We start from the raw sequence: 13,540 nt of genomic DNA, 5'->3' as shown, positions 1-13,540 counted from the left end.
TTCGCGTAGAAAGCCCCACCCACGGAGTTCCCATGGACCGCCAGACCCACCTCGTCCACGCGGGCCTGGAAGGCAAGGGACACCACCGCGCCGCCAGCGTCCTGGTCTATCACGCCACCACCTTCGCCCAGGACGGCCCCGAACACATCCGGGCTTACGTCTCTTCGCGCTTCTCCAACCCCACCCGCGAGGCCCTGGAGAAGGCCGCGGCCGGGCTGGAGGGCGGGGCGCGGGGCCTGGCCTTCGCCTCGGGCCTGGCGGCCATTTCCGCCGCGCTCCTGCTGTTCAAGCCCGGCGACCACATCGTGGCCAGCCGCGACGTGTACGGCGGGGCCTACAAGCTCCTGGCGGACCACTTCGCCCGCCGGGGCCTGCATCGGCACTCGCCAACCGACCCCGAAACGGCTATGCGCTAGCGCGGCTCGGCAAGAGCCCCCAACGTTTCCCACCACAGGACACCAGACCATGACCGAAGCTTCTTCCCGCATTGTGGACATGTCCGGCCGCGACCGGCGCACCCGGCTGGCCGACTTTCTTTTCGAGGTGAGCATGCTCCGGCGCACCCCGCGCACCGGCTACCAGTTCCTGGGCTCGGGCGCGGAGAACGTGGCCGAGCACAGCTTCGGCGCGGCCGTCATCGGCTACGTGCTGGCCGCCATGGCCGGGGCGGACCGGCCCCGGACCGCGCTCCTCTGCCTGTTTCACGACATCCACGAGGCCCGCACCGGGGACTTCAACTACGTCAACAAGCTCTACGACACCCACGACGCCCGGCGCGCCCTGGAAGACGGCCTGCGCGGCACCGGCCTGCGCGCCGACGTGATGGCCCTGCACGACGAGTTGGAGGAAGCGGCGAGCCTCGAGGCGCGCCTCGCCCAGGACGCCGACCAGCTGGACCTCATGGTCAACCTCAAGGAGCTCAAGGACCTGGGCAACCCCTACGCGGGCAAGTGGCTCGACTGCGCCCTGGAGCGCCTGCGCACGGAAGAGGGCCGCGAGCTGGCCCGGGCCGTCATGAGCACCGACCACACCGACTGGTGGTTCCTCGGCCCCGAGGCCTGCTGGTGGGAACGCAAGAACGGGAAAGGATGAACATGCGGCTCGCCGTCATTTCCGACACGCACCTGGAAGCCCCCAGCGACTGGTTCCGCCGCTGGTTCGACAGCCACCTGCGCGACGCCGACGCCCTCATCCACTGCGGCGACATCACCGGCCCGGCCATGCTGGAATTCCTGGAGACCAGCCATCCCAACTTCCACGCCGTGGCGGGCAACTGCTGCGACTGGCGCGTGGCCCAGGAACTGCCCGCCATGCTCCGGCTCAACCTGGCCGGGCGCACGGTGGGCGTCACCCACGGCTGGGGCGAGCGGACCACCCTGCCCGCGCGCCTCCCCGAGGCCTTCGGGCCGGGCTTCGACCTGATTCTCTTCGGCCACCTGCACCGCCAGATGGAGCTGCGCTTCGGCGACACCCTGGTGGTGAACCCCGGGTGCCTCTGCGCTGAAACACCGCGCATGGCCTACGTGGACCTTGGCGAAGAGGGCGTCGCCGTGCGCTTCGTGCGCTAGTGTCACGATTTTGAAAACATGAAGATGTTTTTCAAAACGAAAATCAAAGGATTGAGTTGGTTGTCTTGACAACCCGTAGGGACGGATTTTGAGGACGCAACACGAGAGCCCTTGAAACGGGGGGCGTCGGCGCGTTCCGGCGGGGTTGTCTGGCGATCCGTGAAGCCCGACCGTCGCCGGGCCGCTCCCTCGAAATTCTGCCGCGCCGGTCCGGCCGCGTCACTCCCGGACGGGCGTCCGCCGGCTCATCCCCCGGCCTTGCCCTGTTCCGGTGCGCCGGGCACGGGGCAGCTGGCCTCCGTGGCCGCCGCCGTCCCTTCCCTGCGCTCCCGGGCCTGCGCAAGCAGTTCGCGCACCTTGTCCACCGCCTCGTCCTCGCTCCCCGTGATGGGCAGCAGGCGGTTGAGCCGCGTGATCACGAAAACGCTCATGATGTCCTCCGAGACCCCCATGAGCGCGCAGGGCGTCTCGGATTTGCGGCAGTGCAGGAGCACCGTCATGAGCGCCTTCATGCCCGTGGAGTCGATGAACCCCACCTGAGCGAAATCCAGCACGACGCCCCGCGCCTTGCCGATGGCCTCCAGCAGTCCCGCCGCGAGGGGATCGGCGATGCGCGCCTCGATGCGCCTGGTGTTGATGAGCGCCAGTGTCACGCCGTTTTTTTCGCGGGTGTCGATGAGCATAATGCAAGGCCTCCCGGGCGTTTCCAGAAGCCGAGGATGCCCGCGTCGGAGAAGGGCGTCAAGCTTGGGCGAGAGCGCTTGACAAGGGGGTGGATTTCTCCCTAGAAGATGCACGTGAATTTTTTATCATAGGCGTCCAGCCCACCGGGTCGGACGTTCGGGGGCCGCGCCTCGCGGCCAGGGCGGCATCATCAAGGCAACCACACATCCGTAAAGGAGAGGAAACGAACATGTCCAGACTGGTTCCCCCGCATGGCGGCAAAGGCCTCACCATCTGTCTGCTGGAAGGCGCCGAGCGCGCCGAGGCCCTCAAGAAGGCTGCCACGCTGAAGAAAGTCGTGATCTCCCCCCGTGAAAAGGGCGACCTGATCATGATGGGCATCGGCGGCTTCTCGCCCATCACCTACTTCATGGGCAAGGCCGACTGGAAGAGCGTCTGCGAAAAGATGACCCTCACCGACGGCACCTTCTGGCCCGTTCCCGTCACCTGCTCCGTGTCCGCCGAAGACGCCGCCGCCATCAACGTGGGCCAGGAAATCGCCCTGGAGTCCGTTGAAGGCGAAATGATGGCCATCATGACCGTCACCGAAAAGTACACCCTCACCGAAGACGAGAAGAAGTGGGAGTGCTACCAGGTGTTCAAGGGCGCCGGCCCCGACTCTGCCGACGACGTCTTCTGGGAGACCGCCCTGAAGGATCACCCCGGCGTCCAGATGGTCATGGGCCAGAAGCCCGTGTCCCTGGCCGGCCCCGTGAAGGTGCTCTCCGAGGCCGAGTACCCCACCAAGTACAAGGGCGTCTACAAGCGTCCCGCCGAGCTGCGCGCCGAAATGGACGCCAAGGGCTGGGGCAAGGTCGCCGCTCTGCAGCTGCGCAACCCCATGCACCGCTCCCACGAGTTCCTGGCCAAGATCGCCGTGGAAGTCTGTGACGGCGTGGTCATCCACTCCCTCATCGGCAACCTGAAGCCCGGCGACATCCCGGCCGAAGTGCGTGTGCGCGCCATCGACACCCTGGTCGAGCACTACTTCGTGAAGGACCACGTGATCCAGGCCGGCTACCCCCTGGACATGCGTTACGCCGGTCCCCGCGAAGGCCTGCTGCACGCCACCTTCCGCCAGAACTTCGGCATCAACCAGATGATCATCGGCCGTGACCACGCCGGCGTCGGCGACTTCTACGGCATGTTCGAGGCCCAGGAGATCTTCAAGCGCATCCCCTACGCGACCCCCGAGGCCGCTTGCGCCGTCGAGCCCGGCAAGGCCCTGCTCTGCGAAAACATGAACATCGACTGGACCTTCTACTGCTTCAAGTGCGACGGCATGGCCTCCCTGCGCACCTGCCCCCACGCCAAGGAAGACCGCGTCATCCTGTCCGGCACCAAGCTGCGCAAGATGCTCTCCGAAGGCGAAGCCATCCCCGACCACTTCGGCCGCGACGAGTGCCTCGCCATCCTGCGCGAGTACTACGAAGGCCTGACCGAGAAGGTCGAAGTGAAGATGCAGCGCGCCGCCTCCGGCGAGCACGCCGCCCAGAAGAAGTAGTTGATCCCGGCTCGCGCCGGTATCCGGGAGGCGCCGCAAGGCGCCTCCCTTTTTTTACCCGGGCGACCCGGCAAGGGCCTCGCGGACAGCCCCGGCGGAACATGGCAAGACGCACGGAGTGAAGCCTCTGGCGGGCAAAGGGCCACGCCCTCCGCACTCCCGCTCCGCTTCGCGGGCTTCACCGGGAAGGACGGCATTGACGGGTTCGGCAAAACCTTTGCGTTTGCGCCGCCTGTCGCGTGGGGGACCGTGTCGCTCCGCGCCAGGGGGGTGTGAGCAACAGCGCTCTCTTTGGTTATCCGAGGATGCGTCCTTGTGCATCGCCGCGAGCTGGCGACGGCTGTGATCCGGCGAGAAGCTGTTTTGAGCGCGTTCCCGGCGGGTATCCGCTGCCGCGCGGTGTCCTGGTACGGGGTGATCCCTCCTGGCGGGCGCGGGGCAGGTCCCTGTCGGGAGATTACGGAGAGGGCAAGGCCCGGAGGCTGCTGAAAAAGTCGGCTTTACGGCTTTTCGGCAGTCCTGCGCGTACCGCAGCCTGGAGCAGGGCGGCTTTGCCGCCCGTTAGCGGTTCTTACCAACCCCGCTTTGCACGCCGGAGGCATTGCTCAACGCCTGGCGTCCTACCGGCCCGACATTCAATCCACCAAACCCGGAGGGGGTTCCTGATGAGTGACGACATCGCCGCGATCGAGCAGGAAATCGCGCAGTTCGAGGCCGAGCGGTCAGGGGTTCTGGCGCGCATCAAGGCGCTTTCGGCCGAGGAGGACCCCCTTGCAGGGGTGTTCCGGCACGAGGAAATCCATGCCGCCAAGCAGGAGAAGCTGCGTCTGGACTTCGAAATCCAGTACCGGCGGGCGCGGATCAACCGGCTGCGTTTCGGGGGGTAGAGCCGGGCGCGGGAAAGCTTTCGAGGGGCAAGGCGGGCCAGGCCAGGAACCCCTGGAATTCCGGGCAGCCCGTGCCGCGCAGAAAGTCCAGCTGGCCCGTGTTTTCCACTCCTTCGGCCACCACGGAAACGCTCAGGCCCAGGCTCAGGTTGACCAGGGCCGTTATGATGGCGCGGCTTCGAGCGCAGGAGTGGATGGCGCTGACGAAACCGCGGTCGATCTTGAACCCGTCGATGGGCAGGTCCAGGAGGTGCTTCAGCGAGGAGTAGCCCGTGCCGAAGTCGTCGAGGACGATTCCGACGCCCATTTCCTTGAGCAGGTGGATGGTGCGCGTGGCGGCATCGGGGTCGATGATGAGCGCCGACTCGGTGAGCTCAAGATGAAGCCTGGTGTTTGTGCCCGCGAGCCGTTCGGCGGCAGCGGTGACGTCGTTGAGGAACCCTTCATGGTGGAACTGCCGCGCGGACACGTTGACCGAGAGCGTGAAGGGGGTGCGAGGCCCCCGGGCGAGCGCGGCCGCCTGCAGGGATGCTCTCTCGAGAACCCATGCGCCGATGGGGATGATGGCGTTGTTGCTCTCGGCGACGGGGATGAACTCGGCGGGCGGTATGGATTGCCCCCCGCAATTCCAGCGCAGCAGCGCTTCCGCGCCCGAGACGGTCATGGTGTCGGCCTGGAGCACGGGTTGGTATTGCAGGCTGAACTCGTCGCGTTCCAGGGCCTTGTGGAGCCTCGTCTCCAGGGAGAGGCGTTTTCGCGCCTGGAGGTCCATGCCGGTGGCGAAAAACCTGCTGGCGCCGCCGCCCTGGCTTTTCGCGCGGTACATGGCCATGTCGGCGTGTTTGATCAGGTCCTGGGGCGTCACGCCGTCCTGGGGGTACATGGCGATGCCGACGCTGGCGGAGCAGGGAATGTCGTAGCCTTGCAGCGGGACGCTCTTGCGCATGGCGCTGGCGACGCGCTGGGCGAGGTTGGCGGCCTTGTCCGGCGTGTCGGCGTCCGGTGCGAGAATGATGAATTCATCCCCACCCTGCCGGGCGAGGGTGTCCTCGGCGCGCAGCACGTTGCGCAGGCGGGCGGCGAGGATGGCGAGCAGGGCGTCCCCCACGTCGTGCCCGAGGCTGTCGTTGACGGCCTTGAAGTTGTCCAGGTCCAGAAACAGCAGTGAAAAGGCCCCCCCGTGCCGTGCCGCGTGGCCCAGGGTCTGGCGCAGCCGCTCGTCGAGGTTGGCGCGGTTGGGCAGCCCGGTGAGGGTGTCGTGGAAGGCCATGCGCTCCATGGCCTGCTGCTGGCGTTTCGCCTCGGTGATGTCCTGGAAAACGCAGACGTAGTGCGATATGCGCCCGGCCGCGTCGAGCACGGCGCTGGCGGTGGTCCGCTGGGGGTACACCTCGCCGTTCTTGCGCCTGTTCCAGATTTCGCCCTCCCAGGCGCCATGCCTGCGCAGGCTCAAGAGGATGCCCGCGAAAAAGGCGGGCGTGTGTCGGCCAGACCCGAGGATGTCCAGGCGGCGGCCCACGGCCTCGTCCTGCCGGTATCCCGTGATGCGCTCGAAGCTGGAATTGACGGAGCGGATGACGCCGCCGACGTCGGTGACGGCCACGCCCTCGACGGCGACCTCGAAGACCTTGGCTGCGAGCAGGAGTTTCTCCTCCGCCTGGTTGCGCCGGACTATTTCCCCGGCGAGAGCGGCGTTGGCTTCCACCAGTTCGCCGGTCCTGCGGTCCACCTCCTCCAGGAGTCCGTTGTACGCGGCGGCCACGCGGGCCAGTTCGTCCTGCCCGGCCCAGACGATGGGCTCGCGACTGGGTTCGCGCGCGTTGCGCAGGAGCGACTTCTCCAGGCGCGCCAGGGGTCTGCCCACGATGCGGTGCACCGTCCACCAGAGGGAAAGGGCGAGCACGGCCAGCACGAGGCCCAGGTTCAACGCGTCCCGTGCGCGGTATTCGGCCAGGGAGTTCAGGAGCCTGCCGTCGTGAAAGACCACGGTGAGCGTTCCCAACGTTTCGGCGCGGTCCGCGTTCTTGTGGACGATCTCCCTTTTGGTCTCGAAGATGTTGCCCTTCGGCGGCGGGCCGGTCCCGAGCGCTTCGTGGAGGAGCTTCCCGGCAGCGTCGTGCAGGCTGACGACGAGCAGGTCGTCGTTGTGCCGGTAGCTCTGCATGAGCCTGGCCACGAGATCGTGCTGGAAGTTCCACAGGGGGCTGGAGAGTTCGTTCGCCTTGTCGGAGGCGTAGGCTTCGAGCCTGGCGCGCAGGTCGTCGTAGCCCTGGCGTTCGGCCTGCCTGGAGAAGATGGCGAAGAGGGCCAGGGAACTGATCAGCCAGGTCAGCAGGACGGGCAGAAGCACCTTGAGGACCAGGCCGGGGAGACGTCTGAACCCGGTCTGAAGCGCGCGCGCAGGGAAGATGCGATCAAACGCTCCGTTCATGGGGCCGGGACGTCTTCGGGAGCGCCCAGCAACAGCAACGCCTCGTCGATGGCTTTGATTCTTGCCGTGCGCACGTCGGCTGGCATGGTGTCGTCCGCCTCGAGCGTGCGCATGCGCCGGTAGAGTTCGATCCGGCGTACGGGGGCGAGCTGGCTGTTGTCCGAGGGGACGAATCCGGTCCATTGGAGGTCGGCCAGGGTGTCGGCTTCCGCTTGCAGTTCCGCGCGTCCCTTGCCGGGCGCGGGTTTCCCGAAGGAGATGAAGCACTCCCGGATGGCTTTCTTGAGGGGGTCGGGCAGGGAGGATTTCCAGACGATCGGATCGGAAGGGATGCGGGGAGATGTCCAGATTATGCGGATTCCGGCCCATTCCGAAGGGTAGCGGCTTTTGAAACGCTGAAGGTCCACGGAGTTCGTGGCGGCCACGTCGGCCCTGCCCTGGGCGACGGCCAGGAAGTTTTCCTCGTGCTGGGCGCGGATGGTGCGCTTGAAGAGCGTCTCCGGGTCCAGGTTGCGTGTCGCGAAAAGGTAATAGCCGGGCACGAGGGAGCCGGAAGTCGAGTTTGGGTCGCCCAGGGCGAGGGTCAGGTCGGCGGCCCGGGCGAGAACGTCCTGCGGGGAGATGAGCCCGGAGTCCTTGCGGACGATGAGGTGGGAGAAATAGCCCGCCCCGTCGTTCCGGGAGAGGGCCATGAGGCCCACCTCGGCCCCTGCGCTGTCCACGGCCTCCAGCGCGGCCTTGTTGCCCATCCAGGCGAAGTGCGTCCGGCCCGAGCGCATGTCCCAGATGGCGCCGGCGTAGTCCTGGTGCACGGTGACGCGCACGGGAATGCCCAGGCATCTGGCGAGGGCCTCGCTCAGCGGGGCGAAGCTTTTGAGGAGGGTCTCGTGCCTTTCCGTACCGATCAGTCCGAAGACGAGCTCGTCGGCGGCATGGCCATGCGATGGCGCGAGGAACCAGGCGAGTGTCGCCAGGGCGAAGAGAATGTGCTTCATACTGTTCAGGAGGCGAAGGACCGGCGAGCGTTTCGGTAACCAGCTACAACTGGCAGGTTACAGGCTCATGACGGTCGGCCGCCTTGACATTGCCGTGAATCCCGGGGCACATGACCCAACTTTCACGAACATGCGAGGACGACAATGGGCAAGAACATCACCCAGAAGATCATCGCCTCTCACCTGGTGAGCGGCAAGATGAAGGCCGGTTCCGAGATCGGGCTGCGCATCGACCAGACCCTCACCCAGGACGCCACGGGCACCATGGCCTGGCTTCAGTTCGAGGCCATCGGCGTGCCGCGCGTGAAGACCGAGCTCTCCGTGAGCTACGTGGACCACAACACGCTGCAGCAGGGCTTCCGCAACCCGGACGACCACCAGTTCCTGCGCACGGTGGCGGCCAAGTATGGCGCGGTGTTCTCGCCTCCGGGCACGGGCATCTGCCACCAGCTGCACCTGGAGAACTTCGCCAAGCCCGGCAAGACGCTTATCGGGTCGGACTCCCACACCCCCACCGCGGGCGGCGTGGGCAGCCTCTCCATGGGCGCGGGCGGCCTGTCGGTGGCCCTGGCCATGGCGGGCGAGCCCTACTACATCACCATGCCCAAAGTGGTGAAAGTGCAGCTCGAAGGCGAACTGACCGGCTGGGCCACGGCCAAGGACATCATCCTGCACCTGCTGGGGCTGCTCACGGTGAAGGGCGGCGTGGGCAAGGTGTTCGAGTACGCGGGGCCGGGCGTGGCCACGCTCTCCGTGCCCGAACGCGCCACCATCACCAACATGGGCGCGGAACTGGGGGCCACGGGCTCGCTCTTCCCCTCCGACGCGGTGACCAAGAAATTCCTGGCCGCCATGGGCCGCCCCGAGGACTACGTGCAGCTCAAGGCCGACCCCTCGGCCGCCTACGACGAGGAGATCGTCATCGACCTCGCCAAGCTCGAGCCCCTGGCGGCCAAGCCGCACATGCCCGACCGCATGGCCACCATCAAGAGCCTGGCCGGGCTCAAGGTGAACCAGTCGGCCATCGGCTCGTGCACCAACTCCTCCTACGCCGACCTCAAGGCCGTGGCGCTGATGCTCAAGGGCAAGCGCGTGAAGCCCGAGACCGACCTCTTCATCTCCCCGGGCTCCAAGCAGGTGCTCAAGATGCTGGCCGACGAGAACCTGCTGCAGATCTACCTGGACGCGGGCGCGCGCATCCTGGAGTGCACCTGCGGCCCCTGCCTGGGCTACGGCGGCTCGCCCATGTCCGCAGGCGTGAGCGCGCGCACCTTCAACCGCAACTTCGAAGGCCGCAGCGGCACCCAGGACGCCCAGGTCTACCTGGTGAGCCCCCAGACGGCGGCCATGGCGGCCCTGAACGGCGCGTTCACCGACCCCGCCACCTGGGGCGAGGCCCCGGCCAAGCCGGTGATGCCCAAAAAAGTGCCGTCCATCCGGCATCTCTTCGTGTTCCCGCCCGAGGACGGCTCCGGAGTGGAGGTGCTGCGCGGCCCCAACATCGCGCCCCTTTCGCGCTTCGGGCGCACCCCGGACGTGGTGGAAGCGGGCGTGGCCCTCAAAGTGGGCGACGACATCACCACCGACCACATCCTGCCCGGCGGCACGCACATCATGAGCCTGCGCTCCAACATCCCAGCCATCTCGGAGTACCTGTTCACCAACGTGGACAAGGAGTTCGTGGGCCGCATCAAGCAGATGGACGGCGGCGTGATCGTGGGCGGCGAAAACTACGGGCAGGGCTCCTCCCGCGAGCACGCGGCCCTGGGGCCCCGCCATCTGGGCGTGAAGGCCGTGATCGTCAAGAGCCTGGCGCGCATCCACCGGGCAAACCTGGTGAACTTCGGCATCCTTCCGCTGCTCTTCGTGGACAAGGCCGATTACGACAAGGTGGCCCAGGGCGCGCAGGTGGCCATTCCCGCCGGGAAGATCAAGCCCGGCAAGGCCGTGGAGGCCGTGGTGGACGGCAAGCTCAAGGTGAAGCTCACAAATGATTTGACCGCCAAGGAACTGGACATTATTTTGTCCGGCGGCCTGCTCAACGCCGTGGGCGCGAGCCGCTAGCCCCCCGCGACGCGTTTCCGGCGGCCGGGGCCTCGCGCCTCGGCCGCCGTTTTTCTTCCCGGCAGGCCAAGTTTCCCAAGGAGCCCCCTCACATGTTGGATTTTCTCCGGCAGCATTCGCAATCGTGGGTCATCAAGGTCATTTTCGGCCTGATCATCGCCGTGTTCGTCTTCTTCGGCGTCTACACCTTCCAGGCCAAACAGCCCGGAGGCGGCGTGCTGGCCTACGTGGGCGACACACCCATCCTGACCAAGGAATTTTTCGAAGAATACGAGGGCTTCGTGCGCCAGGTGCAGGCCCAGAATCCGGGCATGGGCAAGGATGACCTGGAACGCCTGGGCTTCAAGCGCCAGGTGTTTTCGCAGATGGTGCTCCGCCAGCTCCTGTTCAATCAGGCCGGCGTGCTGGGCGTGAACGTCTCGCCCGCGGAGCTCCAGGCCGAAATCGCCCGCGTGCCCGCCTTCCAGAACGACCAGGGCAAATTCGACTACGATCTCTATAAAGAGAAGCTCAAGTCCATCGGCGTCAACCCCGAGATGTTCGAGGCCGAACAGCGCCGCGATCTGCTCCTCGAAAAGATGATGGTCTACGTGACCCAGCCCGTCTACGTGGCCGAACCCGAGATCCGCGCGCTCTACAACTTCAGCCAGGAAAAGGCCGTGCTCGACTACTTGGCCTTCCCGGCCAAGGACTTCGCCGCCCAGGTGACCGTCACCCCCGAGCAGGTGAAGGCGGCCTACGAGGCCACCCGTGAAAAGTACAAGCGCCCCGCCGAGGTGAAGATCGAATACGTGGAGATCACCCCCGCGTCCCTGGCAGACCCCAAGGCCGTCACCGTCGAAGAAGTGAAAGCCTACTACGACGCCAACCCCGACAAGTTCAAACACCCAGAGATGGTCAAGGCCAACCACCTCCTCGTGCTCCTGGCCCCGGACGCCCCCGAAGCCCAAGTCAAAGCCGCCGAAAAACGCCTGCTCGACCTGGCCGCCCGGCTCAAGAAGGGCGAAGCCTTCGACAAGGTGCTCGCCGTGAAGGGCGACCCCGCCGTCAACGGCGACGACCTGGGCTGGTTCCCCAAAGGCGCCATGGTGCCCGAATTCGAACAGGCCGCCTTCGCCCTCAAGAAGGGCGACATCTCCGGCCTCGTGCGCACCCAGTTCGGCCTGCACGTCATCCAGGTCATGGACAAGAAGGCCGAAGGCGTCACTTCCCTCGAGGAAGCCTCCGACGACATCCGCCGCGAACTCGCCGAGGACAAGGCCGCTGAAACCATCGGCAAGACCGTGGACGCCATGCTCGAAGAGCTCATCGGCGGCGCCGCCCCCTCCAAACTGGCCCAGGCCAAGGGACTCGAGGCCAAAACCTCCGAGTTCTTCAACCGCCAGCGCCCACCCCTGGACCTGAACCTCTCCACCGAATCGCTCAACGCCCTCTTCGCCCAGCAGGCCGGAAAGGCCGTGCCCCAGGCCCTGGCCGCCGGCGAAGGCTACGTGCTCGCCAAGGTGCTGGAAGCCAAGCCCGAGAACATCCCGCCCCTGGATGAAGTGGCCGACGCCGTGAAGGCCGACCTCGTGGAGCAGGAAGCCCTCAAGCTGGCCGAAGCCAAGGCCAAGGAAACCGCCGCCCTGCTGGCCACCCCCGAAGGACAGGCCAAGGTGGCCGACCAGTACAAGAGCGCCTTCTCCACCACCCCCCCCTTCCCGCGCTCCGGCCCGGCCCAGGGCCTGGGACAGTCCACCGCCATCCTCGAAGCCGCCTTCACCGCCAAGGAACCCGGCTGGCTGCCCGGAACCTACGCCGTGCCCGGCGCTTTCGTGATCGCCAAACTCAAGGATCGCGCCGCCCCCCCGGACGCCGACTGGCAGCGCGACAAGGCCAAGGTCATGAACCAGGCCCTCTCCTTCCAGCGCGAACAGCTCCTGCGCGCCTACCTGGCCTATCTTAACGAGAAGACCCCCGAAAAGATCGTCGCCCCCGAAATCCTCGGCCCCGTGGGTATCCAGGGCGGCGGCATGAAAGTCGGCGGCTGAACACGACCCGATCCGCCATGTATGAGAAGAGCCCCCCGGCCCCGCGGCCGGGGGGCTTTTTGTCCTGAATCGCAACGAAGTCATGCCCGGGCGCCGCTTCGCGTGGGCGTCCGGTGGCGTTGCGGCGGTGGAGGGAGAGAGAGGAGAAAAAGGAGAAGGAGGAGGAATAGCCTCCGGCGGCCAAAGGGCTACGCCCTTTGGAATCCCTAGTTGCTTCGCGGGTTTCACCGGGTATGCCTGTGTGGGAGGGGGCGGACAGACCCCGGATGCCCGGACAGCAGCAGACACCCGCCGGGAACGCGCTTAAAGCAGCGCTTATCCCGGCGGACTGCCATCGTCGCAAGCGACGATGAACAAGGAATTATCCTCAAAATTCCAAGAAATGGATCTTGCTCGACAATCTGACGCGCAGCGCCACGGCCCCCCGGGCGGGGATTCGCGGTTTTGCGCGAATTCCCGCGCGAAAGGCGGCGCAGCCGCAAAGGTCTTGCAGGCCGGAGCCGGGCCTCTCCCCGTGCAGAGGCCAGGCGTCGGCAACACAGTCCTTCCCGGTGAAGCCCGCGAAGCAATTGCCGGGTCCAGGGCGGAGCCCTGGCCGCCGGGGGCTTCTCCGTCTGCCGCCAGGCCGATTCGCCTGATCCTGCCGAGCCTAGGCTTCACTTGCGTCAGGGGGGGCGATCCACCTTCACCCGGCGCCACTCGGTCTGCTCGACCGCTTTATTTGCGCCAGCGGGCGCGATCCTCTTCCGGCAGGAGTTGCAGGTAGGGTTCCACGGCTTTGGGGCCGCCGCGTTTGTGCAGGAGGAAGAGCAGGTTGGGGAGTGTTTCGGGGAGGCGGAAGCCGGCATCCACGAGGGTTTTGAAGCTCTCCGCGGCCTGGGTTTCGCGTCCGAGCCGCCAGAGGGCGTAAGCTGAGCCCAGGGTAGCTTCAGCGGCCAGGCCCTGTTCCTTGGAGCGTTGTGCTTTCTCGAAGTGCGCCAGGGCGTCGGCGGGTTGTCCGGCGTTGAGGTGATCCCAGCCTTGGTTGATGTTTTCCATGTCCAGCGGGATGGAGGCGCGTCCCTGGTTGCGTCCCATGGCGAGGCCCGGGGGGGCTGGCTGGTAGGGCGAGACGAGCGTGCCGGAGTCGTCACGCTGGACGGTGGCATCGGGTTGGGCGGGGGCGGGCGTTACGAGTTGATTCAGGGGGGCGCGGACGGCGTGGTCGGGTGACGGGTCCCGGGTCACGGTGGGCTGGGCGAGGGCGATGGCGGCCGCCAGGCCGAGGAGCGCCGCCATGGGGAAAGCCGAGAGGAGGCGACGCCACATGGGCGACAGGTCCTTCGCGCTCGAGACGTG

General features: G+C 66.6%; 11 protein-coding genes. 7 read left to right on the top strand and 4 right to left on the bottom strand.

Going from position 1 to position 13,540, the window contains the following annotated elements; all coding sequences use genetic code 11:
- Positions 1 to 32 precede the first annotated feature (32 nt).
- The 3 genes from NNJEOMEG_RS09845 to NNJEOMEG_RS09835 are packed head-to-tail and all read left to right on the top strand — an operon-like array spanning position 33 to position 1,568.
- Positions 33 to 416: a PLP-dependent transferase gene (locus NNJEOMEG_RS09845; protein WP_173083915.1), complete on the top strand. Its 384-nt coding sequence runs from the start codon at positions 33 to 35 to the stop codon at positions 414 to 416.
- A 49-nt stretch (positions 417 to 465) separates the two neighbouring features.
- Positions 466 to 1,092, top strand: coding sequence for an HD domain-containing protein (locus NNJEOMEG_RS09840; protein WP_235956918.1), 627 nt, complete (start codon positions 466 to 468; stop codon positions 1,090 to 1,092).
- Between the two features lie 2 nt (positions 1,093 to 1,094).
- Positions 1,095 to 1,568: a metallophosphoesterase family protein gene (locus NNJEOMEG_RS09835; protein ID WP_173083913.1), complete on the top strand. Its 474-nt coding sequence runs from the start codon at positions 1,095 to 1,097 to the stop codon at positions 1,566 to 1,568.
- 245 nt (positions 1,569 to 1,813) lie between these two features.
- On the opposite strand, the gene NNJEOMEG_RS09830 is transcribed toward NNJEOMEG_RS09835, so the two are convergent.
- Positions 1,814 to 2,251 carry an STAS domain-containing protein gene (locus NNJEOMEG_RS09830; RefSeq protein WP_173083911.1) on the bottom strand — a complete coding sequence of 146 codons (438 nt, stop codon included), beginning with the start codon at positions 2,249 to 2,251 and terminating at the stop codon, positions 1,814 to 1,816.
- 230 nt (positions 2,252 to 2,481) lie between these two features.
- Here NNJEOMEG_RS09830 and sat point away from each other — a divergent pair, with 230 nt between their 5' ends.
- Together sat and NNJEOMEG_RS09820 are read left to right on the top strand one after the other, a co-directional pair.
- Complete coding sequence (gene sat / locus NNJEOMEG_RS09825) at positions 2,482 to 3,795, top strand: sulfate adenylyltransferase (protein WP_173083909.1); 1,314 nt, start codon at positions 2,482 to 2,484, stop codon at positions 3,793 to 3,795.
- 665 nt (positions 3,796 to 4,460) lie between these two features.
- Positions 4,461 to 4,682, top strand: a complete 222-nt coding sequence (locus NNJEOMEG_RS09820; protein WP_173083907.1) for a hypothetical protein — start codon at positions 4,461 to 4,463, stop codon at positions 4,680 to 4,682.
- Here the strand turns inward: NNJEOMEG_RS09820 and NNJEOMEG_RS09815 are convergent.
- Positions 4,657 to 7,113, bottom strand: coding sequence for a putative bifunctional diguanylate cyclase/phosphodiesterase (locus NNJEOMEG_RS09815; protein ID WP_173083905.1), 2,457 nt, complete (start codon positions 7,111 to 7,113; stop codon positions 4,657 to 4,659). The two genes, NNJEOMEG_RS09820 and NNJEOMEG_RS09815, sit on opposite strands and share 26 nt — an antisense overlap.
- On the bottom strand, positions 7,110 to 8,108 hold the full coding sequence (phnD, locus tag NNJEOMEG_RS09810; RefSeq protein ID WP_173083903.1) for a phosphate/phosphite/phosphonate ABC transporter substrate-binding protein: 999 nt from the start codon (positions 8,106 to 8,108) through the stop codon (positions 7,110 to 7,112). The genes NNJEOMEG_RS09815 and phnD overlap by 4 nt, the downstream gene beginning before the upstream one ends.
- 144 nt (positions 8,109 to 8,252) lie before the next feature.
- Between phnD and NNJEOMEG_RS09805 the strand changes: the two genes are divergently transcribed.
- Positions 8,253 to 10,172 (top strand): aconitate hydratase, encoded by a 1,920-nt coding sequence (locus NNJEOMEG_RS09805; protein WP_173083901.1) that lies wholly within the window; start codon positions 8,253 to 8,255, stop codon positions 10,170 to 10,172.
- Between the two features lie 92 nt (positions 10,173 to 10,264).
- A complete protein-coding gene (locus tag NNJEOMEG_RS09800) occupies positions 10,265 to 12,202 on the top strand; it encodes a peptidylprolyl isomerase (RefSeq protein ID WP_173083899.1) in 1,938 nt (645 codons plus the stop codon).
- Between the two features lie 717 nt (positions 12,203 to 12,919).
- Here NNJEOMEG_RS09800 and NNJEOMEG_RS09795 read toward each other — a convergent pair.
- Complete coding sequence (locus tag NNJEOMEG_RS09795; RefSeq protein ID WP_173083897.1) at positions 12,920 to 13,510, bottom strand: tetratricopeptide repeat protein; 591 nt, start codon at positions 13,508 to 13,510, stop codon at positions 12,920 to 12,922.
- Positions 13,511 to 13,540 lie beyond the last annotated feature (30 nt).

Origin of the sequence: Fundidesulfovibrio magnetotacticus, from assembly GCF_013019105.1 — a bacterium.
Classification (GTDB): domain Bacteria; phylum Desulfobacterota; class Desulfovibrionia; order Desulfovibrionales; family Desulfovibrionaceae; genus Fundidesulfovibrio; species Fundidesulfovibrio magnetotacticus.
Note: the sequence above shows the minus strand (reverse complement) of the source record. Positions and strands in the feature narration are given on the sequence as shown.

Bases quoted from the DNA above. Each gene is read 5' to 3' on its own strand.
- NNJEOMEG_RS09840 (WP_235956918.1), top strand. From the start codon at position 466: ATGACCGAAGCTTCTTCCCGCATTGTGGACATGTCCGGCCGCGACCGG.
- NNJEOMEG_RS09835 (WP_173083913.1), top strand. From the start codon at position 1,095: ATGCGGCTCGCCGTCATTTCCGACACGCACCTGGAAGCCCCCAGCGAC.
- sat (WP_173083909.1), top strand. From the start codon at position 2,482: ATGTCCAGACTGGTTCCCCCGCATGGCGGCAAAGGCCTCACCATCTGT.
- NNJEOMEG_RS09800 (WP_173083899.1), top strand. From the start codon at position 10,265: ATGTTGGATTTTCTCCGGCAGCATTCGCAATCGTGGGTCATCAAGGTC.
- NNJEOMEG_RS09830 (WP_173083911.1), bottom strand. From the start codon at position 2,251: ATGCTCATCGACACCCGCGAAAAAAACGGCGTGACACTGGCGCTCATC.
- NNJEOMEG_RS09845 (WP_173083915.1), top strand. From the start codon at position 33: ATGGACCGCCAGACCCACCTCGTCCACGCGGGCCTGGAAGGCAAGGGA.
- NNJEOMEG_RS09820 (WP_173083907.1), top strand. From the start codon at position 4,461: ATGAGTGACGACATCGCCGCGATCGAGCAGGAAATCGCGCAGTTCGAG.
- phnD (WP_173083903.1), bottom strand. From the start codon at position 8,108: ATGAAGCACATTCTCTTCGCCCTGGCGACACTCGCCTGGTTCCTCGCG.
- NNJEOMEG_RS09805 (WP_173083901.1), top strand. From the start codon at position 8,253: ATGGGCAAGAACATCACCCAGAAGATCATCGCCTCTCACCTGGTGAGC.
- NNJEOMEG_RS09795 (WP_173083897.1), bottom strand. From the start codon at position 13,510: ATGTGGCGTCGCCTCCTCTCGGCTTTCCCCATGGCGGCGCTCCTCGGC.
- NNJEOMEG_RS09815 (WP_173083905.1), bottom strand. From the start codon at position 7,113: ATGAACGGAGCGTTTGATCGCATCTTCCCTGCGCGCGCGCTTCAGACC.